We start from the raw sequence: 26,138 nt of genomic DNA, 5'->3' as shown, positions 1-26,138 counted from the left end.
TTCGATGAACCATCACACGCCCGACAAGTACCAGGACATCCGCGATGCGGTGCGCGCGCTGTGCGCGCAGTTCCCGGACGAGTACCACCGCCAGGTGGACGCCCAGCGCGCCTACCCCGAAGCCTTCGTCGATGCGCTCACCCAGGCCGGCTGGCTGGCCGCGCTGATTCCGCAGGACTACGGCGGCTCGGGCCTGGGCCTGGCCGAAGCCTCGGTCATCATGGAAGAGATCAACCGCGCGGGCGGCAATGCCGGCGCCTGCCACGGCCAGATGTACAACATGGGCACCCTGCTGCGCCATGGCAGCGCCGAGCAGAAGCAGCGCTACCTGCCGCGCATCGCCAGCGGCGAGCTGCGGCTGCAATCCATGGGCGTGACCGAGCCCACCACCGGCACCGACACCACCAAGATCAAGACCACGGCGGTGCGCCGCGGCGACCGCTACGTGGTCAACGGCCAGAAGGTGTGGATCTCGCGGGTGCAGCACTCCGACCTGATGATCCTGCTGGCCCGCACCACACCGCTGGCCGAGGTGAAGAAGAAGAGCGAAGGCCTGTCCATCTTCCTGGTCGACCTGAAGAGCGCCATCGGCCACGGTATGGTGGTGCGGCCGATCCCCAACATGGTCAACCACGAGACCAACGAGCTGTTCTTCGAGAACCTGGAAATCCCGGCCGAGCACCTGATCGGCGAAGAAGGCCAGGGCTTCAAGTACATCCTCGACGGGTTGAATGCCGAGCGCACGCTGATCGCCGCCGAATGCATCGGCGACGGCTACTGGTTCATCGACCGCGTGACCGCCTACGTGAAGGACCGCGTGGTCTTCGGCCGCCCCATCGGCCAGAACCAGGGCGTGCAGTTCCCCATCGCCGAAAGCTACATCGAGGTGGAAGCCGCCAACCTGATGCGCTGGAAGGCCTGCGAGCTGTTCGATGCCCATCAGCCCTGCGGCGCGCAGGCCAACATGGCCAAGTACCTGGCGGCCAAGGCCAGCTGGGAAGCCGCCAACGCCTGCCTGCAGTTCCATGGCGGCTTCGGCTTTGCCGACGAATACGACGTGGAGCGCAAGTTCCGCGAGACGCGGCTCTACCAGGTGGCCCCCATCTCCACCAACCTGATCCTGAGCTACGTGGCCGAGCACCTGCTCGGGCTGCCGAGGTCCTTCTGATGTCGGCCCCCAGGTCCGGGCTGCGCCCAGCCCGCCCCCCGCGGGGGTCAAGGGAACTTGGGACGGCCCGGCGTTCCCTTGAGGCTCCCCGCCTGCCCTTGACCGGCCTCACCGTGGTGGCGCTGGAACATGCCATCGCCGCGCCCTTCTGCACCCGCCAGCTGGCCGAACTGGGGGCCCGCGTCATCAAGGTGGAGCGGCCCGGCGTGGGCGATTTCGCCCGCGGCTACGACGAGCGGGTGCAGGGCCTGGCCTCGCACTTCGTGTGGACCAACCGCGGCAAGCAGAGCCTGACGCTGGACCTCAAGCACCCCGAGGCGGCCGGCGTGCTGCGCCAGCTGCTGGCGCAGGCCGACGTGCTGGTGCAGAACTTGGCACCCGGCGCCGCCGCGCGGCTGGGCCTGTCGTTCGAGGCGCTGCATCCGCAGCATCCGCGCCTCATCGTGTGCGACATCTCCGGCTATGGCGACGACAGCGAGCGCCCCGGCCCCTACCGCGACAAGAAGGCCTACGACCTGCTGATCCAGAGCGAATCGGGCTTCGTGTCCATCACCGGCAGCCCCGAGGAGCCGGCCAAGGCCGGCTGCTCCATCGCCGACATCGCCGCCGGCATGTACGCCTACAGCAACGTGCTGGCCGCGGTGATCGAGCGCGGCATCACCGGCCTGGGCCGGCGCATCGACGTGTCCATGCTGGAAAGCATGGTCGAGTGGATGGGCTACCCGATGTACTACGCCTTCGACGGCGCGCCGCCGCCGCCGCGCGCCGGGGCCGCGCACGCCACCATCTACCCCTACGGCCCGTTTCCCACCGGCGATGGCCGCAGCGTGATGCTGGGCCTGCAGAACGAACGTGAATGGCAGGCCTTCTGCCAGCAGGTGCTGCAGCAGCCCGCACTGGCCGGCGACGAGCGCTTTGCCACCAATGCCAGGCGCTCGGCGGCGCGCGCCGAGCTGCGCGCGCTGATCGTCGAGGCCTTTGCCAGCCTCAGCGCCGAGCAGGTGGTGCAGCGGCTGGAAGCGGCGCAGATCGCCAATGCCAAGGTCAACACCATGGCCGACGTGTGGGCCCATCCGCAGCTGCAGGCGCGCCAGCGCTGGGCCGAGGTGGACACACCCGCCGGCCCGGTGCCTGCGCTGCTGCCGCCCGGCGCGCGTGATGCGCAGGACGTGGCCCTGGGCCCGGTGCCGGCCCTGGGCGCGCACACCGATGCACTGCTGGCCGAGCTGGGCTACCGCCCCGACCAGATCGACCGGCTGCGCGCCGAAGGCGCCGTATGACGCAGGACACCCCCATGACGGAAACCATCCCCCAAGCCACCACCGAAGCCCTGGCCCGCTTCGCCGCCCTGCTGCGGCCGGCCGACATCCCGGCCGCGGTGCTGCGCCGGGCCGAAGACCTGGCGCTGGACTGGCTGGGCGCCACGCTGGCCGGCCAGGCCGCGCGGCCGGTGAACAGCCTGCAGCGCTTTCACCTGGCCATGGGCCCCGCCGACGGCCCCAGCGAGGTGCTGGGCCAGGCACGGGGCAGCAGCCCGCTGCATGCGGCCATGGCCAATGCCGCCGCCGCCCACTGGGCCGAGCAGGACGACGTGCACAACGGCTCGGTGTTCCACCCCGCGGCGGTGGTGCTGCCGCCCGCACTGGCGGTGGCGCAGGCGCTGGGCCGCAGCGGCGCCGAGCTGCTGTGCGCGGTGGTGGCGGGCTATGAGGTGGGCATCCGCGTGGGGGAGAGCCTGGGCCGCTCGCACTACCGCATCTTCCACACCACCGGCACCGCCGGCAGCCTGGCCGCCGCCGCCGCGGTGGGCCAGCTGCTGCGGCTGGACGCGGCGCAGATGCTGCACGCCTTCGGCTCCGCCGGCACCCAGGCCGCAGGGCTGTGGGAGTTCCTGCGTGATGCGGCCGACAGCAAGCAGCTGCACACCGCCCATGCGGCCGGCACCGGCCTCACCGCGGCCTACCTGGCGGCCGACGGCTTCACCGGTGCGCGCCGCATCGTCGAGGGGCCGCAGGGCCTGATGGCCGGCATGTCCAGCGACGCCGACCCGCAGCGCCTGACCGACGGACTGGGCACGCGCTGGGCGCTGGCCGAGACCTCGTTCAAGTTCCACGCCTCCTGCCGCCACACGCATCCCGCGGCCGATGCGCTGCAGCGGCTGATGCAGGAGCACCGGCTTACCGCGGGCGACATCGCCGCCGTCACGGCCCAGGTGCACCAGGGCGCGCTGGACGTGCTGGGCCCGGTGACCGACCCGCAGACGGTGCACCAGAGCAAGTTCTCGATGGGCACGGTGCTGGGCCTGATCGCGGTACACGGCCAGGCCGGCCTGGCCGACTTCGATGCCCACTTCCGCGCGCCGGCGGTGGTGGCCTTCCGCGACAAGGTGCGCATGGTGCTGGACGACGAGGTGGACCGCGCCTACCCGGCCCGCTGGATCGGCAAGGTGACCGTGACCACCGCCGATGGCCGCCAGCTGAGCGCCCGCGTGGACGAGCCCAAGGGCGACCCCGGCAACACCTTGAGCCGCACCGAGCTGGAGCACAAGGCCTTGCGCCTGGCTGCCTACGGCGGCGCCACCACCGAGGCGCAGATGCAGGCCGCCATCGCCCGCATCTGGGCGCTGGCCGAGCTGCCGCGGGTGCCGAGGCTGCTGCCGTGAAGGCCGCGCGCAGCTACCTCTTCGTGCCGGCCAGCCGGCCCGAGCGCATCGCCAAGGCGCTGGCCAGCGGTGCCGATGCGGTGGTGGTGGACCTGGAGGACGCGGTGCCGCCCGAGGCCAAGGCCACGGCCCGCGCCCAGCTGCAGGCCTGGCTGGAAGGCCCGCAGGCGGCGCCGGTGGTGCTGCGCATCAATGGCTGCGACACCCAGGAGTTCGGCGACGACCTGGCGCTGTGCCGCCACCCGCAGGTGGCCGCGGTGATGCTGCCCAAGGCCGAGCGGCCCGAAGACATCGCCCGCGTGGCCGACACGGGCCGGCCGGTGCTGGCGCTGGTGGAAACCGCCGCCGCCATCGACGCGCTGCGCGCCATCGCCAGCGCCCCGGGCGTGCAGCGGCTGGTCTTCGGCAGCATCGATTTCCAGCTCGACCTGGGCATCGACGGCGAAGGCGAGGAGCTGCTGTTCTTCCGCTCGCAGATCGTGCTGGCCTCGCGGCTGGCGCGGCTGCAGCCGCCGGTGGACGGTGTCAGCACCGCGCTCGACGACGAGGCGCTGCTGCGTGCCGACAGCGAGCGCGCAAGGCGCCTGGGCTTCGGCGCCAAGCTGTGCATCCATCCGCGGCAGGTGGCCGCGGTGAACGCCGCCTTCACCCCCGATGCGCAGGCCGTGCAGTGGGCTCAGCGGGTGCTGCAGGCGGCCGCCGATGCCGGCGGCGCTGCGGTGGCCCTGGACGGCCGAATGATCGACAAGCCGGTGATCCTGCGGGCGCAGGACATCCTGGCAAGAGCGGGGCAGCAGACCCCAACCCCACCCAAGGAGACCAACCCATGAACCCATGCCCCCAAGCTCGCTCGCTTCCCGCCCTGCGGACCCTGGCCGGCGCTGCGCTGCTGGCCTGCAGCCTCGGCGCCTTCGCCGCTGACGGCTACCCCAGCCGGCCCGTCACGCTGGTGGTGCCGTTTGCGGCCGGCGGACCCACCGACGTGGTGGCACGCGCGGTGGGCGCGGCCATGTCCAGGTCGCTGGGCCAGTCGGTGGTCATCGAGAACAAGCTGGGCGCCGGCGGCACGCTGGCCGCGGCTTACGTGGCCAAGGCCGCGCCCGATGGCTACACCGTGCTCATCCACCACAACGGCATGGCCACCGCGCCTTCGCTGTACCGCAAGCTGCCCTTCAATGCGCAGACCGACTTCGAGTTCATCGGCCAGGTGGTGGATGTGCCGATGACGCTGCTGGGCCGCAAGAACCTGCCCGCCAACAACGCGCAGGAGCTGGCCGCCTGGCTCAAGGCCAATGCCGCGCAGGTGAACCTGGCGCATGCGGGCCTGGGCGCGGTGTCGCACCTGTGCAGCATGGTGCTGCGCCAGGCGGTGGGTGTTGAACTGCAGACCGTGCCCTACCAGGGCACCGCCCCGGCGATGACCGCGCTGCTGGGCGGCCAGGTGGACGTGCTGTGCGACCAGACCACGCAGACGGTGCAGCACATCAAGGCCGGCACGGTGAAGCTGTACGGCACCACCACCGCCCAGCGCATCAAGGCGCTGCCCGAGGCGCCCACGCTGGCCGAGGCGGGCCTCAAGGGGGTGGAGGTGGTGGTGTGGCACGGCGTGTATGCGCCCAAGGGCACACCGAAGGAGGCGCTGGACAAGCTCAATGGCGCGCTGCGCAGTGCGCTGAAGGACCCCACCGTCAACGCCCGCATGGCCGAGCTGGGCGCCGAGGTGGTGCCCGAGAGCAAGCAGACGCCCGAAGGCCTGCGCAGCTGGCTCAAGGCCGAGACCGAGCGCTATGCGCCGATGATCAAGGCGGCGGGGGTGTACGCGGACTGATTCCGCCGGCCCGAACCGGCGCCCGCGAGAGTAGGCGCCGTTTTCTCCTGCAATTCCGTTGAGCGGGGTGGCGCCCGGGCTTGTTACAACCTCGCCAGCTGTTCGCCTTTGCTTCCCGCCAGTCGTCTCTATGGCGGGAATTCCGGAACTGCATGTGCCTGCCCCACAGGCACTGGAGACCCTCGTGAGACCTCGATTCCCCCACCGCCGGCGGTCCGCTGGTTGGGGCATGCCGCCTGGCGTGCCTTCGTGGGCCATTGTGCAGTCGGCCCCCGTCCCATACCCTGCCGGCTCTGCGCCGGCGCAGGTGGCGCCCGCCTGCCCGCAGGCCGGGTCCGTCGCCACCCGCTGTTGAGCCGCGCCTAGCCGGCCGCCGCGCCTGCGCCCGCCGCGCTGGCGCCTGAAGTGCCTGCAGCTGCAGCAGGCTGTATGACCGTGCAGCACCTCCATGCGACGCGCCCGCCCCGGGCTGCGCCGCAACGCCAGCGACACCGGCTGTGGCCCCGCCACGCCTGCACCGACGTCATCATGAACCGCATCTACCGCATCGTCTGGAACGAGGCCCAGGGCGCCTGGGTGGCCGTCACCGAAATCGCCAGGGGCCGTGGCCCGCAGGCCCTGTTGTCCGCCCGCCGCCTGCGCCGCATCGGCCTGGCCGCGCTGGCCGCCACCGGCGCCGGTGCGCTGGCCGCGCCGCCCACGCCCGCTGCGCCCGCGCCCACCACGCTGCCCACCGGCGGCCAGGTGGTGGCCGGCCAGGCCGGCATCAGCCAGAACGGCGCCACGCTCACCGTGCAGCAGGCCAGCCAGCGCGCGGCCATCGACTGGCAGCGCTTCGACATCGGCCGCGACGCCACCGTGCGCTTTGCGCAGCCGGGCCGCGACGCGGTCACGCTCAACCGCGTGCTGGACAACCAGCCCAGCCGCATCTTCGGCCGCATCCAGGCCGATGGGCAGGTGTTCCTCAGCAACCCGTCGGGCGTGTACTTCGCGCCCGGCGCCAGCGCCGACGTCGGCGGCCTGGTGGCCACGACGATGGCCATCGGCGTGGACGAGTTCATGGCCGGCAGCACCACCTTCGGCCGCAACGGCAGCACCGGCGCCGTGGTCAACGAAGGCACGCTGCAGGCGCGCTATGGCGGCTACATCGCGCTGCTGGCGCCCGAGGTGGTGAACAGCGGCCTGGTGCTGGCCCAGGCCGGCACCGTGGCGCTGGGCGCCGGTGAGGCGGTGGAGCTGCAGTTCGCGGGCGGGCAGCTCGCCAAGCTGCGCGTCGAGCCGGCCACCGTGGCGGCCTTGATCGAGAACCGGCAGGCCGTGCAGGCGCCGGACGGCACCATCCTGATGTCCGCCCGCGCCGCGCAGGCGCTGGGCGGCAGCGTCATCCGCCACAGCGGCGAGCTGGCGGCCGACAGCCTGCAGGCGCAAGGCGGCCGCATCGTGCTGGAAGCCGACCGCATCGAGCTGGCCACCGGCTCGCGCACCAGCGCCACGGGTGCCACCGGTGGCGGCGACATCCGCATCGGCGGCGGCTGGCAAGGCAGCGGCGACACCTACCAGGCGCGCGAAGTGCTGCTGGCCGCGGGCGCCAGCGTCGATGCCTCGGCCACCGGCCGCGGCAACGGCGGCAGCGTGGTGCTGTGGAGCGACATCCACAACGCCGACAGCCGCACCGGCGTGTTCGGCAGCATCGCCGCCAAGGGCGGCGCGCAGGCTGGCGACGGCGGGCGCATCGAGACCTCGGGGCATGCGATCAGCATCAGCGGCAGCACGGTGGATGCCGATGCGCCGAAGGGCAAGGGCGGCGAGTGGCTGATCGACCCGTACGACGTCACCATCGTCAGCGGCTTGGCCGCCAACACCAGCACCAGCTCGGCCGGTGGCACCCACACGTTCACGCCCACGGGCACCGGCTCCAGGGTGAGCGCGGTCGACGTCAACAATGCCCTGGTATCCGGCAGCAACGTCACCATCACCACCGGCAGCAGCGGCACCGAGTTGGGCGACATCACCGTCGATGCCGTCATCCAGAAGACCTTCGGACCGCCAACCACGCTCACGCTGCGGGCGGCCAATTCCATCATCGTCAACCACTCCATCCAGGCGCAGAACGGCTCCGTGCTGAACGTGGTGCTGGACGCCGACAACGACAACGGCGTGCGCGACGGCAACGGCATGACAATGCTGTACGCCACCATCGGCACGGCCGGTGGCGCGCTGAGCTTCGGCACTGGCGCTCGCATGAACATCAACGGCGTGAGCACGCTGGTGGGCGGCGACGTGTACTTCGGAACCGGCGCCAACAGCCTGACCACCGAGGGCGGTGCGCTCAACATCCACGGCGATGCGCTGATCGCCAACCCTGCCGGCCTGACGATCAACACGGGCGGCGGCGCGGCCACCTTCCATGGCGCGGTGGACGGCGCCAACACGTACTTCTTTTCGCCGGGCAGCACGGACTGGTTGCAGGCCTACAGCATGGCCAAGGTGGGCACCGGTACGGCCGTGGGTGACCTTTACCTGGCCACCGTCACCTCCCGGGCCGAGAACATGGTGGTCGGGCAGACCACCGGTTACCTGGACGCCTGGCTGGGCGGCCGACGCGCCACCACCGCTACCGCCACCCAGGTGGCCGCCAGCGGGTCGACGTGGCGCTGGGTGGCCGGGCCCGAAGCATTTGCCGAAGGCGGACTGGGGCTGAGTTTCTACCAGGGCAGCTCTTCGGCCACCGGAGCACCGGTGCCGGGCCGCCACAGCAATTTCCAGCCTGGTGAGCCCAGCAACTCGGCGCCTGGACAAAGCGCCTTGCAGCTACAGGGCGGCCGCATGCAGTGGGGCGACCTGGCTGCGGATGCGCAAACCTTGACAGGCCTTGTGCTGGAAACCAACCGGGCGGCGCAGCCGCTGACCGTCAATGCCGGCGCGGGCCAGGTCAACTTCATGGGCAAGGTGGGCGGGCAAAAGCCGCTGGCCTCGGTCAACGTGTCGGCCAGCAAGATGGTGGTCAACGGTGGCGTGCGCACCGAAGGCACGCAAACCCTCAACGCGCCGCTGGAGCTGGCCGGCGCCACCACCGTGATGGAAGCCACCGGGCCGAACGCCGACTTCATCATCGCCAACGGCCAGTCCATCACCTACACCGGCGCCACGCCGGCCAGCCTTGCCATCCTGGCCACGCGCAACATCAACATCGGCAGCAACGTCAGCATCACCTCGACCACCGCGCCGATGGACCTGGTGCTCAACAGCGACAGCGACCGACCCAACGCTGCCGGCCCGGGCCACCCGCTGGCGGGCGGCAGCGTGGCGGCCGACACGGGGCTGGTCATCAACACCCATGGCGGCAACCTCGCCATCGGCGGCGGCGATGCGCTGGACGGCAGCGGCATGGCCATCGGCATTGCCGGCGCGGGCGACAACAGCCGCGGCATCACCCTGCGCGGGGCCACCATCGAAGCCGGCGGCGGTAACCTGACGATGAACGGCACCGGCAGCACGGCCGAAGGCGAAGGCATCCTCCTGCAGTCGTCCAGCATCGCCACCAGCGGCAGCGGCCAGATCAGCCTGACCGGCGTGGGCGGCGCAGCCGGCACCGATACCCGCCCCAGCACCGGTGTGTCGCTGGAAGACAGCGCGCTGCAGACCGCCAGCGGCGCCATCAACCTGACTGGCACCGGCGGTGGCTACGGCAGCGGCAGCCCGGTGAACCAGTCGGGCGTGCGCTTCGGGGGCACGGGCAGCAACAGCCTGGTGTCGGCCAGCGGCCCCATCACCGTCACCGGCACCTTGGGCAGCCCCACGGGCGCCGGCACCACCGGCAGTGGCATCGAGTTCGCGGTGCCCACGCAGGTGGGCAACGGCACCGGCCCCAACGGCACGGTGAGCAATTCCACCTCCGACATCACGCTGCGCACCGACAGCCTGGCGGTGACCAGCGGCACCGTGCTGTCGTCCAGCGGCACGCTGGCGGTGGCGCCGCAAACAGCGTCCAGCAGCATCGGCATCGCGGGTGCGCCGGGCGACCTGCAACTGCCGGCCAGCTTCTTCACCAGCGCCGCGGCCGACGGCTTCGGCCGCATCGTGGTGGGTCGCAGCGACGGCACCGGCGCCATCACCTCCAACGCGGTGACGGTGCAAGACCCGCTCACGCTGCAGTCGGCCGGCGGGGCCATCCAGCTCAACGGCGTGCTGGATGCGGGCAGCAACAGCGTGACGATGAAGACGGCCGGCGTGGTGACCGAGCAGCCTGCGGCCGGCGTGCAGGCCGGCAGCCTGAGCCTGCAAGGTGGCGGCGCCTTCAACCTGGCCGGCAGCGGCAATGCGGTGGGCACGGTGGCGGGCCACGTGGGCAGCCTGACGCTGCAGCAGGCCGGCGCCTTGACCGTGGGCACGGTGGACGGGGTGGCCGGCCTGGCCGGCACCGGTGCGCTGCAGCTCAGCACCACCAGCGGCGACCTGACCCTGGCCAACGAGGTGAGCACCACGGCCACTGGCGGCAACGCCATCGTGCTCAACGCCGGCAGCGCCGGGGCGGCGGGCACCGCCAGCGGCGGCAACATCGTTGCCAGCAACGGCGCCACGGTGAGCACCGGCGCGGGTGGCAGCGCCACCCTCTACACGGGCAGCGTGGCCGGCAGCACGGACCTGGCGGCGCTGGCGGGCAGCGGCAGCGGCCACTTCCGCTACGGCAGCGACGAGACCACCACGAATTTCACCCGCCCGCTGGGCAGCGGCGTCAACGTGGTCTACCGTGAAAGCCCGGTGGTGACGGTGACGGCCAGCGACGGCAGCAGCGTGTACGGCCAGGCGATCAATCCCGGCTTGAGCAGCAGCGGCTACGTCAATGGCGACACCCAGGCGTCGGCGCTCACCGGCACGGCCAGCTACACGGTGCAGGGGGCGCGGTCCAGCTCCAACCGGGTGGCGGCCGGCGTGCATGCGGTCTCGGTCAGCGGGCTGGCGTCCGACCTGGGCTACACCGTGCAGGCCGCCGATGGGCAGTGGACGGTGACGCCCGCCAGCCTGACGGGCACCACCGGCATCACGGCGCAGGACAAGGTGTACGACGGCAGCACCACCGCCACCTTGAACACCGCCGGGGCACAGGTCACCGGTGCCTTGTCCGGCGACCTGCTTTCGGTGGCTGCCGCCAGCGGCAGCTTTGCGGACAAGAACGTGGGCACGGGCAAGGCGGTGACGATCAACGGCCTGACGCTGGGCGGCGCCGATGCCGGCAACTACCTGGCGCCCGCCAGCAGCAGCGCCGGCACGGCCGACATCACGCCGGCCACCATCACCGCCGTCAGCGGCATCGCGGCGCTGGGCAAGGTGTACGACGGCAGCACCACGGCCGCCCTGGACACCAGCGCCGCGCAGTTCCAGGGCCAGGTGTTGGGTGATGTGCTCACTGTAGGCAGCGCCAGCGCCAGCTTTGCGGACAAGCACGTGGGCAGCGGCAAGGTGGTGAGCATCAGCAGCATCACCCTGGGCGGGGCCGACGCGGGCAACTACGTGCTGGCGGCCACCACCGGCAGCAGCAGCGCCAGCATCACGCCGGCCAGCCTCACGGCCATCACCGGCATCACCGCGTTGAACAAGGTGTACGACGGCACGACGACGGCCGCCCTCGACACCTCGGCCGCGCAGTTCCAGGGCCTGGTGGCCGGCGACGTGCTCACGGTGGCCGGCGCCAGCGGCAGTTTTGCGGACAAGAACGCCGGCACCAACAAGCCGGTCTCGGTGAACGGGTTGACGCTGGGCGGTGCCGATGCCGGCAACTATCTGGCGCCGGTCAGCGCCACCGGCGGCACGGCCACCATCGCGCCGGCCACGATCAGTACGGTGACCGGTGTCACCGCGCAAGACAAGGTGTACGACGGCACCACCGTCGCCACGTTGAATACCGCCGGTGCGCAGTTCCAGGGCCTGCTCGCGGGCGACATCCTGTCGCTGGCCAGCGCCACCGGCAGCTTTGCCGACAAGACCGCAGGCAGCGGCAAGGTGGTGAGCCTCGGCGGCCTGACTCTGGGCGGCGCCGATGCCGGCAACTACGTGCTGGCCAGCACCACCGGCACCGCCACGGGCACGGCCACCATCACGCCGGCCACCATCGCCTCGGTCACCGGCCTGGCCGCGGTGGACAAGGTGTACGACGGCAGCACGGCGGTGACGCTGGACACCACCGCCGCGCAGTTCCAGGGCATGGTGGCGGGCGATGTGCTATCGGTGGCGGGCGCCAGCGGCCGCATGGCTGGCAAGCAGGTGGGCAGCAGCAAGCCGGTGGCCATCACCGGCATCGCGCTCGGGGGGGCGGACGCCGGCAACTACGTGCTGGCCGACAGCACGGCCACCAGCACCGTCACCGTCCGACCGGCCACGCTCACCGCCGTCACCGGCATCACCGCGCGCGACAAGGTGTACGACGGTAGCACCGGCGTGGCGCTGGACACCACCGCCGCGCAGTTCCAGGGCCTGGTGGCGGGCGACGTGGTGTCGGTGGCCGCGGCCACCGGCCAGCTGGCCAGCAAGACCGCGGGCACCGGCAAGCCGGTGACCGTGTCGGGCCTGAGCCTGGGCGGCCCTGACGCCGGCAACTATGTGCTGGCGCCCGACCTGGCCATGGCGCCGGCCAGCGCCAGCGTCAGCCCGGCCACGGTGTCGGTGACCGGCGGCTACCGCATCGTCAGCCGACCGGCCGACGGCAGCCTGGTGGCGCTGCCCGACCTGGCGGGCACCACCTTCAGCGCCCTGGCAGCCGGCGACGTGGTGGGCCTGGGCGTCGGCAGCGCGACCTACGACTCCGCGTTGCCGGGCAACGGCCGCACCGTCACCCTTGAGGGCCTGTACCTCACCGGCGCCGATGCCCGCAACTACCTGCTGAGCACCCAGCGCCTGAAGGCCACGGCCGACCTGCTGGCGCCGTTGCCGCTGACCACGCCGCAGCTGCCGCCGCTGCTGGTGCCGACGCTGCCGAAGACCACGCCCGCCGGGCTGCCGCCCGCCCCGGCGCCGGTGGCGGCGGTAGCCCCTGTGGCAGCACCCGAACCGGCACCTGTGCCTGCACCTGCACCGGCACCCGCACCCGCACCTGCACCTGCACCTGTACCGGCACCAGCACCAGCACCAGCACCAGCACCAGCACCAGCACCAGCACCAGCACCAGCACCAGCACCAGCACCAGCACCAGCACCAGCACCAGCACCAGCACCAGCGGCGAGTACCGGCGCGAATCACAAGGCCCCCAGAAATCCGCCGCCCAGCCCGGTTGCGCTCACGACCGACGACGCCGCCCATGTCGTCTCGGCCGACCGCCGGCTGCTGGTGGTCAAGCTGCTGCAGGCCCCGGGCGATGGCCACCTCGGCCGGGTGCTGGTCACCGTACCGCCGGAGCTGGTGCGCCAGTCGGGCGGCTTCAGCTTCGAACTGCCGGACGAGCTGCAACAGCCGCTGCGCGAGGGTGCGCCCTACAGCGTGAGCACTGCCGAAGGCGGCCCCTTGCCCGGCTGGCTGCATCTGGTCGCGGCCAGCGGCCGCTTCGTGGCCGAGCGGGTGCCGCAGCACGGCCTGCCGCTGGAGGTGCTGCTCGTCATCGACGGCCAGCGCAGCACGCTGGTCGTCCAGTGGCAGAAGGTCACCCGTCACTGAACGCACCCCACCACCACTGCGCCCGATGGGATTGCCCCGGGCATGGGCCGCTGTTACAAGGGCCCGGCAGTTCACCCGTCCGCTCCACGCCGGTTGTCTCCAAGGCGTGGATTCCTGAACCGCATGCGCCTGCCACCCAGGCGCTGGAGACCCGATTGAACACTCGACGCATCCGCCACCGGCTGCTGGGCGCGCTGTGCGCCGCGCTGTCGCCGCTGGCCCTGGCGCAGACCGATGCCGGCGCGCTGCTGCGGCAAAGCGAGCCCCGCCCTTCAGACCTGCCTGGCCGCGCGCCACTGCTCACCGCGCCCGCTTCGCCGGCTTCGGCCGCCGCCGCCGCAGGCCCGCGCTTTGAACTCCGGTCCATCGAACCTCAAGGCAACACCTTGCTCAGCCGCGACGAGCTGAACGCCGTGGTGGCGCCCTGGCTGGGCCAGCGCGTGGGCCTGGCCGAGTTGCAGCAGGCCGCGGCGGCGGTGCAACAGGCCTATGCCGACCGCGGCTGGCTGGTGCAGGCCTACTTGCCTAGACAAGACGTGAGCAGCGGTCGCGTGACGCTGCGCATCGTCGAAGCCCGCTTTGGCGGCGTGCGGCTGGAGGGTGAGCCGGCCCGCTTCGACGCCGACCGTGCCCGCGCCATCGTCGAGGCGGCGCAGCCGCCCGGCGCGATGTTCAACCAGCAGGCGCTGGACCGCGGCCTGATGCTGCTGGACGACCTGCCAGGCGTGAGCATGTCGGCCAGCCTGCAGCCCGGCGAGCGCGAGGGCGACACCGCGCTGGCATTGCGCCTGACCGACACGCCATGGTTCGGCGGCGCCGTGGGCGCCGACAACGCAGGCGGCCGCGCCACCGGCACCGGCCGCCTCTATGCCACGCTGCGGCTTGATGGCCCGCTGGGCCGCGGTGAGCAGTTCAGCAGCACGCTGCTGCACACCCAGGGCAACGACTACCTGCGCCTGGGCGCCAGCCTGCCGGTGGGCCTGCACGGCTGGCGGCTGGGGGCCAACGTGTCGGCGCTGCGCTATGAACTCACGCATGCCGACTTCAACGCACTGCAAGGCCGCGGGCGTTCCAGCACCGCCGGCCTGGACGCCAGCTACCCGGTCGTGCGGGCGCGTGACCGCAACCTGTACCTGCAGCTGTCGGCCGAGCGGCGGCAGTTGCGCAACGAAGCCAATGGCCAGCTCGTCAGCCGCTACCACGTGGACGCGGGCACGCTGGGCCTGTCGGGCAACCTGTTCGACAGCGCGGGCGGCAGCACCGGTGCGGCGCTGGTCTTCGGCCTGGGCCGGGTGAACCTCAACGGCTCGCTGAACCAGGCCGCCGACGCGGCCAGCGTGGGCACCGCGGGCGGCTACGCCAAGCTGCGCTACAGCCTCAGCCGGCTGCAGCCCTTCAATGCCTGGCTGGCCGGTTATGCCGCGCTGGCTGGCCAGATTGCGGACGGCAACCTCGACTCTTCAGAGCGGCTGTATTTGGGCGGGCCGCAGGGCGTGCGGGCCTATCCGGTGAACGAAGGGGGCGGCAGCGCCGGCTCGCTGCTGAACCTGGAGCTGCGCGCCACGCTCGCGCCGCAGTGGCAGCTGATCGGCTTTTACGACCGCGGCCAGGTGCGTGTGAACGTGGATAACCGGCAGGTGGGCGCCAGCCCCAACCACTATGTGCTGCAAGGCGCGGGTGCCACGCTGGCCTGGCGCGGCCCGCAAGCCAGCGACGTGCGGCTGACCTGGGCGCGCCGCCTGGGCCACAACCGCAACGCCACCTCCACCGGGCAGGACCAGGACGGTTCGCACCAGCGCAACCGGCTGTGGTTGCAGGCCTCGCTGGCCTTCTGAAAAGGTTCAGGTCGGCTGCGCCCGCGCGTCCTGGTCCAGCAGGTCCACCAGGTCGCGGGCGAAGGGCGGCAGCGCCTCGAGGTTGCGCACGCACACCTGCATCTCGCGCAGCGCCCAGGCGTCGCGCAGCGGCACGCGGTGGATGGCCATCGTGGCCGCATGGCGGCCGGCGGCCGATTCGGGCAGCACGCCGACGCCGATGCCGGCCTCGATCATGCGGCAGGCCGCCTCGAAGTTGCCCACCTCGATGCGCATGCGCAGCGTGCGCTGCAGCCCTTCGCAGATGCGGCGCAAAAAGGTGTGCAGCGCGCTGGCTTCGGTCAGGCCCACCTGCGGCCAGGCCAGCGTGTCGACGAAGTCCACCTCGGCGGCCTGCGCCAGCGCATGGCCGGCGGGTACCACCAGCACCAGCCGGTCGCTGCGGTAGGGCCGCACCTGCAGCCCGTCGGTGGGCACGTTGCCGGCCACGATGCCGATGTCGGTCTGGCCCTCCTGCACCGCGCGCACCACGTCGTGGCTGAGCCGCTCGCGCAGGTCCACGCTCACGTCGGGGTGGCGCTGCAGGTAGCGGTGCAGCACCGGCGGCAGGTACTCGCACAGCGCGGTGCTGTTGGCATACACGCGCAGGTGGCCCTTGATGCCCTGGGCGTACTCCTGCAGGTCGTCGCGCAGGTGCTCTATCTGCGCCAGCACCACGCGGGCATGGTGCACCAGGGCCTGGCCGGGCGGCGTCAGGCTCACGCCCTGCGGCGTGCGCAGCAGCAGCTTGGCGCCTGCCCCTTCTTCCAGGTGCTTGATGCGGGTGCTGGCCGCCGGCAGCGACAGGTGCACCGCCTCGGCGGCACGGGTCAGGCTGCCCGACTCGGCCACCCGCAGCATCAGCCGCAGGTCGGTCAGGTCGAAGTGCAGGGCCATGGGCGCAAGAAGGGGTCGTCCGGCGCTCAGCGGCGCGACAGGCCCAGCTGGTCCAGCCGGTCCAGAAAGCCGTCGGCATCCACTTCGCGCACCGGCTCACCATGGTTGTAGCCGTAGGTCACCAGCACCACCGGGCAACCGGCGGCGCGCGCGGCCTGCGCATCGTTGGCCGAATCGCCCAGCATCAGCGTGTGGGCGGGGGCGGTGCCCAGCGCCTCGCAGGTCTTGAGCAGCGGCAGCGGATCGGGCTTCTTGCGCTCGAAGCTGTCGCCCCCGAACACGAAGGAGAAGTAGCCGTCCAGCCCTTTGCTGGCCAGCAGCGGTTGGGCGAAGGACAGCGGCTTGTTGGTCAGGCAGGCCAGCTTCAGGCCAGCGGCGCGCAGCTGCTGCAGGCCTTCGGCCACGCCGGGAAACACGTCGGCATGCTGGCCGTTGATGCCCAGGTAGTGGGCCTGGTAACGCTGCCAGGCATGCTCGAACATCGCCTGCGAAGGCGGCTCGCCGGCCGATTGCGCCAACGTGTGGCGGATCAGGTGCTCGCTGCCCTTGCCGATGGTGCGCTCGATGAAGGCGCGTTCCACATGCGGCAGGCCGATGTCGTCCAGCATGCCGGTGAGCGCGACCACGAAGTCGCCCAGGGTGTCGACCATCGTGCCGTCGAGGTCGACGATGGCGGCTTGGAGAGAGGTGGGGTTGAACGGCATAGGGCGCCGACCATACCGCAAGCCGCCGGACGCGTCCTACGGCAGGGCCCGCCATCGGCTTGGTGCCGCTGGCGACCTTGGCTTGCAGCCACCGCAGCCGTGCGCGCCTAGGCTTGGTTCATACCGAATCACCGCATGGAGACCCGATGACCGCCCTTGCCCTGCATGCCTTGCCGCTGGCCCGCCGCGCCGCGGCCGTTGCCGCCGCCTGCCTGCTGGGCGTGGCTGCCCACGCGGCCCAGCCCGCTCCTCCATCCGCTGCCAACGGCACGTCTGCGGCCTCACGCGCCGAAGCGGAACGCGCGGCCTGCCTGAACGGCACGTCACAGCAGGACCGCGCGACCTGCCTGAAGGAAGTGGGCGCTGCCCAGGAAGAACGCCGCCGCGGCACGCTCAGCGATGGTCAGCAGGGCCGCTACGACGACAACGCCCGCCAGCGCTGCCAGCAACTGCCCGGCGATCAACAGGCCGACTGCCTGAAGCGCGCCAACGGCCTGGGCGAGCAAAGCGGCAGCGTGGCCGGCGGCGGCATCCTCAAGGAAACGGTGACCGTGACCGTGGGCACGCCGCAACCGGTGCAACAGCCCGCGCCCGCGGCTTCCGCCGCCTCGGCCCCGGCCGCGCCCGCCTCCGATCCCCCCGCGCCTTCGGTGCGGTGATCCATCCGCCGCTGAGCGTTCTCAGCCTTGCAGCCACGCCGCCAGCGCCGCACGGCCTGGCGGTGTGAGCGTGAGTGCCCGCGACCCCGGTTGAGCGCGCAGCCAGTCCTGTTCGCGGGCGTGGGCCAGCAGGTTGACTGCCAGCATGCCGGCCAAGTGGTCGCGCCGTTCCGACCAGTCCAGGCAGGGGTAGGCGAAGCGCCGGCGCGCCGCCTCGGACTGCGGCAGGCGCGCCGGCAACGCCACGCCGGCTGCTGCCAGCGCTTCGGCGCCCACCGGCGTCAGTGCAAACCAGCCCGGCTGCGCCTGCAGGTGGCCACGGCGCAGCAAGCCGTCCAGCCAGGCCACGCCCAACTCACCCGCCAAGTGGCAGTAGCAGGTTCGCGCCCGCTTCAGCGGCAGGTAGTCGGGCTGCTGCCACTTGGCATCGCCCGCCCCGCGTTCGGCCACCAGCGAGAGCGCTTCCAGCGCATGCCCGATGCGTTCGTCCGCCAGCCGGAAGTAGCGGTGCCGGCCCTGCGCCCGCGGCACCACCAGTTCGGCCGCCACCAGTTGCGCCAGGTGGCTGCTGGCGGTGGCCGCGGTGACACCGGCCACGCCGGCCAGTTCGCCCGCGGTGTGCGCCTGGCCGTTCATCAGCAGCGCCAGCATGCGGGCGCGGGTCGGGTCCGCGATCATCGCGGCCACCTTGGCGAAGCGGGGTTCGGGCGCGTGCATGGCCGCCATCACACCACGGCGCGGGCCAGCAGCCAGGCGCCCAGCGCCAGCAGCCCCAGGAAGAACCAGCGCTTGAAGCGCTCGGGCCGGGTGCGCCGGCGCAGCCACTGGCCCACCGCCATGCCGCCCAGCGTGGGCAGCAGCGCCGCCAGCGAAGCCGCCAGCACCGGCAGCGGCAGGGCGCCACCCCCACCCAGCGTGGCCGCCAGCGCCAAGGTTGAAACAAGAAAGGACACGCCGAGCGCCTGCACCAGCGCTTCCTTCTCCAGACCCAGCGCCTGCAGGTAGGGCACGGCAGGAATCACGAACACGCCGGTGGCCGCGGTCACCAGCCCGGTGGCCAGGCCCACCAGGGGCGACAGCACCCGTTCCCAGCCGGGCGGCAGCCGCCAGGGCTTGAGCAGCAGCCCCACCAGGGCATAAGCGATCAAGGCCAGGCCCAGCGCTGCGCCGGCCCAGCGGGTGGCGCCACCTGTGAGCCAGCCGGCACCCAGCCAGGTGCCCACGCACACGCCGGCCAGCAATGGCCACAGCCGGCGCAGCAGCGCAGCCAGGCCACCCTGGCCCAGCAGCTGCCACACGTTGCTGATGAAGGAGGGCACCACCAGCAGCGCCGCCGCCTGCGCGGGTGCCATATGCAGGCTCAGCAGGCCCATCGCGATGGTGGGCAGGCCCAGGCCGATCACGCCCTTGACGAAGCCGGCGAGCGTGAACACCGCGCCGGCGAAGGCCAGCAGCAGCCAGAAGGTGGGGTGGAACAGGTCAGCGGGCATCACGGGCATCCGGCAATGAAGATGACGCGATGCTCGCCGGGCAGGGGCGGCAGATGCTTCGGCCTGGACCGAAGCGTGCAGCCTCAGGCGCTGAGTTGCGCCCGCATCGCGTCGATCACCGCGCGGTAGTCGGGCTGGCCGAAGATGGCGCTGCCGGCCACGAAGGTGTCGGCGCCGGCGTCGGCCACGCGGCGGATGTTGTCCACCTTGATGCCACCGTCCACTTCCAGGCGGATGTCGCGGCCCGAGGCCTCGATGCGCTTGCGCGCCTGCTCGGTCTTGCGCAGCGCGCTGTCGATGAAGCTCTGGCCGCCGAAGCCGGGGTTCACGCTCATGATGAGGATGAGGTCGACCTTGTCGATCACCCAGTCCAGCACGTCCAGCGGCGTGGCGGGGTTGAACACCAGGCCGGCCTGGCAGCCTTCACCCTGGATCAGCTGCAGCGTGCGGTCCACGTGGCCGCTGGCCTCGGGGTGGAAGCTGATGAGGTCGGCGCCGGCCTTGGCAAAGGCCTGGGCCAGCGCGTCCACCGGCTGCACCATCAGGTGCACGTCGATGGGCACCTTCGCGCCGTCGGGCTGCACGGCGTGCTTGCGCAGCGCCTGGCAGACCATGGGCCCGAAGGTGAGGTTGGGGACGTAATGGTTGTCCATCACGTCGAAGTGGATCCAGTCGGCGCCGGCGTCGATGACGCTGCGCACCTCGTCACCGAGGCGCGCGAAGTCGGCCGAAAGAAGGCTGGGGGCGATGCGGTAGGTGGGCATGCCCCCGATTGTCTTACGCCGGGCGGCGGCGCGAAGCGGCCACGCCCGCCAGCGCCAGGCCGGCCAGGGCCAGCGTGGCCGGCTCGGGCACGTTGCCGGTGGGCGGCGGCGTGACGGCATCGGCCACCACGGTCAGCACCTTCACGTAGTCGTCGCCGTTGTTCACCGACTTGCCGTTGCTGCTCGCCGACGAACCCGCCAGCGTGGAGTTGTAGGCCGACACCAGCCACCAGCTGGAGCTGGCGCCCTGGCTGTTGACGTCGGTCACCGTGGTGCCCAGGTTGCCGTAGTTGCCCACCAGCGACCAGCCGTTGCTCAGCAGCTGCGCGGTCGTCAGGCCGGTGAGGTCGCTGCCGGCCACCGGATCGGTGGCGCCGGTGTAGCGCATCAGCGTGATGTCGGAGTCGGTGCTGTAGTACCCCAGCTGCAGCTGGCGCAGGATCACGCTGCTGGTGAAGCTCAGCAGCAGCACGTCGGTGCTGCCGCTGTTGTCCATCGCGTGGTTGGGCTGGCCGGCGTTCAGGCCTTCGCTGGTCGACTTGACGCCGAAGCCCGAAGCGCCGTTGTCGTCCACGTTGGCCGCCACGAAGGTGCTGCCCGAGCCGTTGGACGAATAGCCGCTGACGGTGAGGGCGGGGTTGCCGCCGCCACATGCCCAGCTGTTGCCGAAGTTGTTGGCGTTGGCGCTGTTCTGCGCGCACACGCCGGGTTGCTGGAAGCCCCAGGTCATCGCGGCATGCGCCGCGGGTGACATCGAGGCCGCGCCGGCAGCCAGGGCGGCTGCCAGCCAACGGGTCTTGCTCAGTTTCATGCTTACTTCTTCCCCACTGTGTTGCAACGTCTGGCGTTGCGTTTATTGCAGCGTCCGGCGCAGGGCCTGTGCCTGCGCCGCGCTGTCGAAGCGCCGATCGCCCCTCAGCACTGCATCGATCTCGTCCCGGGCTTCATCGCGCCGGCCTGCTTTGGCCAGCACCGTGGCCAGGTGGAAGCGGATGTCCGGGTTGTCGGGCGCCCGCAGCCGTGCATCGCGCAGCAGCTGCAGCGCGCGGTCGGCCTGGCCGGCCTGGAAGGCGGCCCAGCCGGCGGTGTCGATCACGTTGGCATCGGCCGGCCGCAGCGCCAGCGCACGCTCGGCCACCGCCAGCGCGCCGGTGTCGCCCTGCTTGAGCAGCACGTTGGCCAGGTTGTTCAGCGTGCCGGCGTCGTCGGGCTGCTGGCGCAGCAGCGCCTCGTAGCTGGCCCGCGCAGCAGGCAGCAGGCCGGCACGGGCCTGGCCATCGGCCAGGGCCCGCTGGGCCACGCGGTCCTGCGGTTGGGCCTTGAGCCACTGCTCCAGCGTGGGCAGGGCCAGGCGGGCGCCGTCGGGCTGGCTGCCCTGCGCGCTGAACAGGCGGATGGCGGTGTCGGTGGAAGGCTCCACCTGGTGCGCCTTGCGATACAGGTCGATGGCGGCGGCGGGCTGCTGGCGGGCCATCAGCACATCGGCCTGCAGGCTGTAGCCGATGGCGCGCCGGGGCGCCAGCTGGGCGATCTGCCGGGCCTGCTGTTCGGCCTGGGCCAGATCGCCGCGGCGCAGCGCCAGCTCGGCCTGCAGCGCCAGCGCCGGCAGGTGGCCGGGCTGGCCCGACAAGGCCTTCTGCAGGCTGTAGGCCGCGCCTTCGGCGTTGGCGGCGGCCAGCTGCAGGCGGGCGATCTCCACCTGCACCGGCGCATCGAAATGGGCCACGCGGGTGGCGGTGGCCAGCGTGTTGCGGGCGCCCGCTGCGTCGGCCACGGCCAGGCGCACGCGGGCTTCGGCCAGCAGCACCGCCAGGTTCTGCGGCGCCTTGGCGCCCAGCTTGCGCAGGGGTTCCATGGCCGCCTCGGCGCGGCCTGCCTGCAGGTGCAGGTCCACCAGCGCCAGGCCGGGGCGTACGTCGCGGCCGTCGGCGGTGGCGGCGGCCTTTTCCAGCCAGCGCTGCACGTCGGCGGGTCGCTGCTGGCGGCGCGCCAGGCTGGCCATTTCCAGCATCGCGTCGATGTTGCGGCCGTCGCGCGCGATCAGGCCGGCGAGCCGCTGGCTGGCGGCGTCGAAGCGGCCGGCCTGGGCGTCCAGCCGCGCCAGGTTGACCTGTGGCGGCAGCATCTTCGGGTCGAGCTTGAGCGCCTGTTCAAAGGCGGCGCGGGCCGGCTCGGCCTGGCCGTTGCGCAGGCGGGCGTTGCCCAGCAGGTTGTACAGCGCAGCCTGGCGCGGCTGCTGCTGCACCAGCCGCTCGGCCAGCACCAGGGCCTTGGCCGGCTGGCCGTTGGTGAGGTACAGGCCCGTCAGCGCCACCGCAGCGCGCTGCTGGCCGGGGTCTTTTTGCAGCGCGGCTTCCAGCTGCTGGATGGCGGCGCTGCCCTGGCCGCTGCCCAGCAGGCTCAGGCCCAGGGCGGTGCGCACGGCCGGCGTGTCCTGCGCCGACAGCGCGGCCTGCATCAGCTCGGCCGCCCGGGCATGCTGGCCGCGGGCCATTTGCGCGCTGGCCAGCAGCATCATGGCCTGGCTGTCGGACGGCTGCGCCTGCAGCTGCGCTTCCAGCAGCACGATGGCGCGGTCGGGGTTGTTCTCGTCCAGGTAGATCTGCGCCAGCAGCTTGGACACCGGGCTGTGGCCTTGCAGCCGCTGCAGCAGCTCCAGGTAGGGCTTGGCCTTTTCACGCTCGTTCAGGCCGAAGTGGGCCAGGCCGTTGAGCATCAGTACCTGCGGCCGGTAGCGGATGTAGTCCAGCGGCACCGGGTCGATCAGGTCGGTGACCTGGCGCAGCGCGGTCTGGGCGGCGGCGGCGTCGCCCTTGCGCTCGGCCAGCAGCGCCTTCAGGTAGGCGCCGCGGGGCTCGCGCGGAGACAGGCGCTGCAGCTCGGCCACGTCGGTGGCGGCTTCGGCATCGCGTTGCTGGTCGAGCCGGATGCCGATGCGGGCCACGCGCGCTTCCAGGTGCGCCGGGTCGGCACGCAGCGCGGCGTCGTAGGCAGCCAGCGCACCGGCCAGCTGGCCCTGCACGTGCAGCACCGCGCCCTTCTGGTACTGGGCGGCGGCCGAGTCGGGTGCCAATGCCAGGGCGCGGTCGGCCGCGGTGGCGGCTTCGGCCAGTTGCCGGGCGCGCAGGCGGATGGGCACCTCGGCCAGCCAGCTGTCGGCGCCGGGCTGCAGCGCGCGGGATTGCTGCACCGACTGCAGCGCCTGCGCCGCATCGCCCAGGTCGGCCTGCGCCGCCGAGCGCACCAGCAGCAGCGCCGCCTGCGTGGCGGCGGGCAGGCCCTCGGGCGCCAGCCGGGGCTGGCGCAGCAGATCGGCCTGCTTGCCCTGGGCCAGCAGCGCCTGCGCCAGCGGCAGCACCACCTCGGCCCGGTCCACACCCAGGCGCAGTGCTTCGGTCAAGGACACCTCGGCCGCAGCCGCGTCGCCCTGCGCCAGCAGGGCCTGCCCCAGCAGCACATGCACCGGCAGCTGGCTGCGGTCGATCTGCAGCGCGTTCTTCAGCTGCAGCACGGCGCCGGTGAAGTCGCGCTTCTGGTAGCGCGACAGGGCGTCTTCGTAGTAGCGGGCCGATTGTGCGTCGCCCTTGGTGCTGCGCGTGGTGGCGGGTGCCGCGGCGGCGGCGGAGGCAGGTAGCAGCAGGGCAAGCGGCAGCGCGAGCGTGATGCTCAACGGCAGCGCCATGGCCTGCTGGCGCCAGCGGCGGGCAATGGGGCGGGAGGCACTGCGGAGGGCACTGCGAGGGGAACTGCGGGGCATGAACAAATCGTAACGATCGGCTACCCCCTTTGGTGGGCACCACCCCCCTGAACCAACGGCCGGGCGTGCACTATTCCTGCCCACCCCCTTCATGTCCGGGGGCTCCTAAAATGCCGGCGATGGCAAATCCCGAGTTCCGCTGCACCGTCAAGCTCCAGTACCTGCCCGAGCAGTCCCAGGATGGGCAGCACGCCTTCGCGTACACGATCACCATCGTGAACAGCGGCGACGTGGCCGCGCAGCTGGTGGCCCGGCACTGGGTGATCACCGACGCCCATGGCCACACCGAGGAGGTGCGCGGCCTGGCCGTGGTGGGCAAGCAGCCGCTGCTGGCCCCGGGGCAGAGCTTCGAATACACCAGCTGGACCCGCATCCCGACCGCGCAGGGCACCATGCGCGGCACCTTCTTCTGCATGACCGAGCAGGCCTACCCCTTCGAGGCCGAGATCCCGGAATTCATGCTGGCGCAGCCGCAGCAGCTTCACTGACGCGGGCCCGCACACCGTGTCGGCCGCCAAACCCACGATCGCCTGGGACCTGACGGCGTTGCTCAACGCCGCAGACGGCCGGGCCGCCCAGCCCGAACGCCACATGTGGCTGGTGCGCCTGATGGAGTGGCTGCGCCACGTGCCCACGCGGCGCGAGGCCGCTGCCGGCACCGAAGGCGCCGCCGCCCGCCCCGAGCGCAGCACGCCGATGCCGGTGCTGCGCCTGCGCCACCTGCTGCGGGTGCTGGACCAGAGCCCCGAGCACAAGGCGCAGGTGCAGGCGATGTTCCACGCCTTCTGGCGCGAGATCGACGCCGTCGCGCTGCTGGCCGACTTCGGCTTCTCACACCGCATGGCGCTGCGCAGCGAGCTGTGGCAGCGGCTGCGCGCCGAGGTGCTGCCCGGCTCGCCGGCCACGCGCGACCTGGCGGCGCTGTTTCCGCTGCTGTTCCGCGGCAGCGACGCCGACTGGATCGAGCGGCTGGACGAGGAACTGCTGGACCGCATCGCCCAGCTGGTGGTGCCGCGCGGCGCCATGCCGCAGGAGATGGCCACGCCGCTGCCGGCCGCCAGTGCGGCGCCGGCCGAGGCCCGCCCCGGCATCCAGCCCACCGTGTGGCGGCAGACGCTGCTGGACGCCATCTCCATCCTGGTGAGCGCGGTGCAGGCGGCCGGTTTCTCGCCGCCGCTGCGCCAGCGCATGAGCCCGGCGCTGCTGGCTTCGGAGCCGTTCCGCCAGCTGCCACTGGCCACCGAGCAGGTGCGCAGCGCGGTGCTGGCCGGCGAGCGCGAGGTCTCGCTGCAGGCCACGGTGTACCTGCGGGCGCTGCTGGACACCTGCCGCCGCGCCACCGACAGCATCGTCGACCACCTGGAGGAGTACGGCGTCTCGGTGGACATCGTCTTCGAGATCGACCAGCTGCACGAGCGCTGCCAGCGGGTGGAGCAGCTGCTGGGCTGCCTGCTGTCGGAGCAGCCGGCCGCCGACGTGCGCCACCTGCTGGGCACGCTGGTGCAGGTCGCTGGCCGCCGCCGTGGCCTGCGCAACCTGATGGCGCGGCACTACTCGCAGCTGGCCCGCCAGGTGGCCGAGCGCAGCGCCGAGACGGGCGACCACTACATCACCCGCACCCGCCAGCAATACGCCGGCATGCTGCGCCGCGCGGCCGGCGGCGGGCTGGTGATCGCCGGCACCACCTACGTCAAGTTCGGCGTCATGGCCCTGGGGCTGTCGGCCTTCTGGGGCGGCTTCTGGGCCGGTGCCAACTACGCGCTGAGCTTCGTGCTCATCATGCTGCTGCACTGGACGGTGGCCACCAAGCAGCCCGCGATGACGGCGCCTGCCATGGCCGCCAAGCTGGCCGAGGTGCGCAGCGCCGCCAGCACCCGCGGCCAGGCCGACGACGTGGCCGCGGTGGAAGGCTTCGTCGACCAGGTGGCGCACCTGATCCGCTCGCAGGTGGCCGGCATCGTCGGCAACCTGGCGGTGTGCGGGCCGGTGGTGCTGGCGGTGCAGTACCTGTGCCAGGTGGCCTTCGGCCGCCCGCTGGTGGGCCCGCAGGAGGCCGACTACGTGCTGCACTCGCTGACGCTGCTGGGCCCCACGCCGCTGTATGCCGCCTTCACCGGCGTGCTGCTGTTCGCCAGCTCGCTGATCGCCGGCTGGACCGAGAACTGGTTCGTCTTCCACCGGCTGGACGGCGCCATCGCCTGGAACCCGCGCATCGTCGCCCGCCTGGGGCCGGCGCGGGCGCAGCGCTGGGCCAACTGGTGGCGGCACAACATCTCGGGCCTGGCGGCCAACGTGTCGCTGGGCATGATGCTGGGCGTGGTGCCGGTGGTGGCCGCCTTCTTCGGCCTGCCGATCGAGGTGCGCCACGTCACCCTGTCCACCGGCCAGCTGGCCGCCGCGGTGGGGGCGCACGGCGCCTCGCTGCTGCAGACGGCGCCCTTCTGGTGGTGCGTGGCCGGCATCGTGCTCACCGGCATGCTCAACCTCACTGTCAGCTTCTGGCTGGCCTTCAAGGTGGCGATGCGCTCGCGCGGCATCCGCGTGCGTGAGCGCAAGCACATCTACGCGGCCATCCGCCGCCGGCTGGTCACCCAGCCGCTGAGCTTCCTGGTGCCACCAAAATCATGAGCTGAGGTTCAGCGCTCGTCCCGGTCGTCGCGCCGTTCGCCCTTGCGCCGGCCCGAGAACATGGTCCACCAGACGATGAAGATG

At 72.0% G+C, this 26,138-nt stretch carries 17 protein-coding genes; 10 read left to right on the top strand and 7 right to left on the bottom strand.

All coding sequences use genetic code 11. The annotated features are described in order from the left end of the window. Nucleotides 1–4 precede the first annotated feature (4 nt). The 7 genes from MW290_RS30855 (at nucleotide 5) to MW290_RS30825 (ending at nucleotide 15,137) form a co-directional block, all read left to right on the top strand. Entirely contained in the window at nucleotides 5–1,168 is a 1,164-nt protein-coding gene (locus MW290_RS30855; RefSeq protein WP_250198149.1) for an acyl-CoA dehydrogenase family protein, read from the top strand. Between the two features lie 92 nt (nucleotides 1,169–1,260). Beyond that, nucleotides 1,261–2,448 (top strand): CaiB/BaiF CoA transferase family protein, encoded by a 1,188-nt coding sequence (locus MW290_RS30850; protein WP_250200143.1) that lies wholly within the window; start codon nucleotides 1,261–1,263, stop codon nucleotides 2,446–2,448. A gap of 14 nt (nucleotides 2,449–2,462) precedes the next feature. Then, the gene (locus MW290_RS30845) at nucleotides 2,463–3,830 is read left to right on the top strand and encodes an MmgE/PrpD family protein (protein ID WP_250198148.1); all 1,368 of its coding nucleotides are present in this window, start codon (nucleotides 2,463–2,465) and stop codon (nucleotides 3,828–3,830) included. Beyond that, entirely contained in the window at nucleotides 3,827–4,660 is an 834-nt protein-coding gene (locus tag MW290_RS30840; RefSeq protein ID WP_250198147.1) for an HpcH/HpaI aldolase/citrate lyase family protein, read from the top strand. The genes MW290_RS30845 and MW290_RS30840 overlap by 4 nt, the downstream gene beginning before the upstream one ends. Next, a complete protein-coding gene (locus MW290_RS30835) occupies nucleotides 4,657–5,658 on the top strand; it encodes a tripartite tricarboxylate transporter substrate-binding protein (protein WP_250198146.1) in 1,002 nt (333 codons plus the stop codon). The genes MW290_RS30840 and MW290_RS30835 overlap by 4 nt, the downstream gene beginning before the upstream one ends. 528 nt (nucleotides 5,659–6,186) lie before the next feature. After that, nucleotides 6,187–13,302 carry a YDG domain-containing protein gene (locus MW290_RS30830; RefSeq protein WP_250198145.1) on the top strand — a complete coding sequence of 2,372 codons (7,116 nt, stop codon included), beginning with the start codon at nucleotides 6,187–6,189 and terminating at the stop codon, nucleotides 13,300–13,302. Nucleotides 13,303–13,457: 155 nt separating this feature from the next. Next, nucleotides 13,458–15,137, top strand: a complete 1,680-nt coding sequence (locus tag MW290_RS30825; protein WP_250198144.1) for a ShlB/FhaC/HecB family hemolysin secretion/activation protein — start codon at nucleotides 13,458–13,460, stop codon at nucleotides 15,135–15,137. 6 nt (nucleotides 15,138–15,143) lie between these two features. On the opposite strand, the gene MW290_RS30820 is transcribed toward MW290_RS30825, so the two are convergent. Then, nucleotides 15,144–16,052, bottom strand: a complete 909-nt coding sequence (locus MW290_RS30820) for a LysR family transcriptional regulator (protein WP_250198143.1) — start codon at nucleotides 16,050–16,052, stop codon at nucleotides 15,144–15,146. Nucleotides 16,053–16,078: 26 nt separating this feature from the next. Then, nucleotides 16,079–16,756: a phosphoglycolate phosphatase gene (locus tag MW290_RS30815; RefSeq protein ID WP_250198142.1), complete on the bottom strand. Its 678-nt coding sequence runs from the start codon at nucleotides 16,754–16,756 to the stop codon at nucleotides 16,079–16,081. Nucleotides 16,757–16,902: 146 nt separating this feature from the next. Between MW290_RS30815 and MW290_RS30810 the strand changes: the two genes are divergently transcribed. Beyond that, nucleotides 16,903–17,415 carry a hypothetical protein gene (locus MW290_RS30810; protein ID WP_250198141.1) on the top strand — a complete coding sequence of 171 codons (513 nt, stop codon included), beginning with the start codon at nucleotides 16,903–16,905 and terminating at the stop codon, nucleotides 17,413–17,415. Between the two features lie 21 nt (nucleotides 17,416–17,436). On the opposite strand, the gene MW290_RS30805 is transcribed toward MW290_RS30810, so the two are convergent. The 5 genes from MW290_RS30805 to prsT all read right to left on the bottom strand — a co-directional run bounded on the left by MW290_RS30805 (nucleotide 17,437) and on the right by prsT (nucleotide 23,426). Further along, nucleotides 17,437–18,132 carry an ArsR/SmtB family transcription factor gene (locus MW290_RS30805; protein ID WP_250198140.1) on the bottom strand — a complete coding sequence of 232 codons (696 nt, stop codon included), beginning with the start codon at nucleotides 18,130–18,132 and terminating at the stop codon, nucleotides 17,437–17,439. 8 nt (nucleotides 18,133–18,140) lie between these two features. Next, nucleotides 18,141–18,905: a sulfite exporter TauE/SafE family protein gene (locus MW290_RS30800; RefSeq protein WP_250198139.1), complete on the bottom strand. Its 765-nt coding sequence runs from the start codon at nucleotides 18,903–18,905 to the stop codon at nucleotides 18,141–18,143. 83 nt (nucleotides 18,906–18,988) lie between these two features. Continuing rightward, entirely contained in the window at nucleotides 18,989–19,669 is a 681-nt protein-coding gene (rpe, locus tag MW290_RS30795; protein WP_250198138.1) for a ribulose-phosphate 3-epimerase, read from the bottom strand. Between the two features lie 13 nt (nucleotides 19,670–19,682). After that, nucleotides 19,683–20,480 carry an exosortase-dependent surface protein XDP1 gene (xdp1, locus tag MW290_RS30790; RefSeq protein ID WP_250198137.1) on the bottom strand — a complete coding sequence of 266 codons (798 nt, stop codon included), beginning with the start codon at nucleotides 20,478–20,480 and terminating at the stop codon, nucleotides 19,683–19,685. Nucleotides 20,481–20,522: 42 nt separating this feature from the next. Next, nucleotides 20,523–23,426, bottom strand: coding sequence for an XrtA/PEP-CTERM system TPR-repeat protein PrsT (gene prsT, locus MW290_RS30785; RefSeq protein ID WP_250198136.1), 2,904 nt, complete (start codon nucleotides 23,424–23,426; stop codon nucleotides 20,523–20,525). A gap of 119 nt (nucleotides 23,427–23,545) precedes the next feature. Here prsT and apaG point away from each other — a divergent pair, with 119 nt between their 5' ends. Further along, entirely contained in the window at nucleotides 23,546–23,914 is a 369-nt protein-coding gene (gene apaG / locus MW290_RS30780; RefSeq protein WP_250198135.1) for a Co2+/Mg2+ efflux facilitator ApaG/CorD, read from the top strand. 16 nt (nucleotides 23,915–23,930) lie between these two features. Continuing rightward, nucleotides 23,931–26,054: a transporter-like protein TlpB gene (tlpB, locus tag MW290_RS30775; protein ID WP_250198134.1), complete on the top strand. Its 2,124-nt coding sequence runs from the start codon at nucleotides 23,931–23,933 to the stop codon at nucleotides 26,052–26,054. The last annotated feature ends 84 nt before the right edge of the window (nucleotides 26,055–26,138 follow it).

Source organism: Aquincola tertiaricarbonis (assembly GCF_023573145.1).
Lineage (GTDB): Bacteria > Pseudomonadota > Gammaproteobacteria > Burkholderiales > Burkholderiaceae_C > Aquincola > Aquincola tertiaricarbonis_B.
The sequence above is the reverse complement of the archived record's forward strand: the minus strand, read 5'-3'. Positions and strand labels throughout refer to the sequence as shown.

Coding starts and splice junctions, on each gene's coding strand:
- MW290_RS30805 (WP_250198140.1), bottom strand. CDS start 18,132: ATGCACGCGCCCGAACCCCGCTTCGCCAAGGTGGCCGCGATGATCGCG.
- MW290_RS30855 (WP_250198149.1), top strand. CDS start 5: ATGAACCATCACACGCCCGACAAGTACCAGGACATCCGCGATGCGGTG.
- prsT (WP_250198136.1), bottom strand. CDS start 23,426: ATGCCCCGCAGTTCCCCTCGCAGTGCCCTCCGCAGTGCCTCCCGCCCC.
- MW290_RS30830 (WP_250198145.1), top strand. CDS start 6,187: ATGAACCGCATCTACCGCATCGTCTGGAACGAGGCCCAGGGCGCCTGG.
- xdp1 (WP_250198137.1), bottom strand. CDS start 20,480: ATGAAACTGAGCAAGACCCGTTGGCTGGCAGCCGCCCTGGCTGCCGGC.
- MW290_RS30800 (WP_250198139.1), bottom strand. CDS start 18,905: ATGCCCGCTGACCTGTTCCACCCCACCTTCTGGCTGCTGCTGGCCTTC.
- MW290_RS30845 (WP_250198148.1), top strand. CDS start 2,463: ATGACGGAAACCATCCCCCAAGCCACCACCGAAGCCCTGGCCCGCTTC.
- MW290_RS30835 (WP_250198146.1), top strand. CDS start 4,657: ATGAACCCATGCCCCCAAGCTCGCTCGCTTCCCGCCCTGCGGACCCTG.
- MW290_RS30820 (WP_250198143.1), bottom strand. CDS start 16,052: ATGGCCCTGCACTTCGACCTGACCGACCTGCGGCTGATGCTGCGGGTG.
- apaG (WP_250198135.1), top strand. CDS start 23,546: ATGGCAAATCCCGAGTTCCGCTGCACCGTCAAGCTCCAGTACCTGCCC.
- MW290_RS30810 (WP_250198141.1), top strand. CDS start 16,903: ATGACCGCCCTTGCCCTGCATGCCTTGCCGCTGGCCCGCCGCGCCGCG.
- MW290_RS30815 (WP_250198142.1), bottom strand. CDS start 16,756: ATGCCGTTCAACCCCACCTCTCTCCAAGCCGCCATCGTCGACCTCGAC.
- rpe (WP_250198138.1), bottom strand. CDS start 19,669: ATGCCCACCTACCGCATCGCCCCCAGCCTTCTTTCGGCCGACTTCGCG.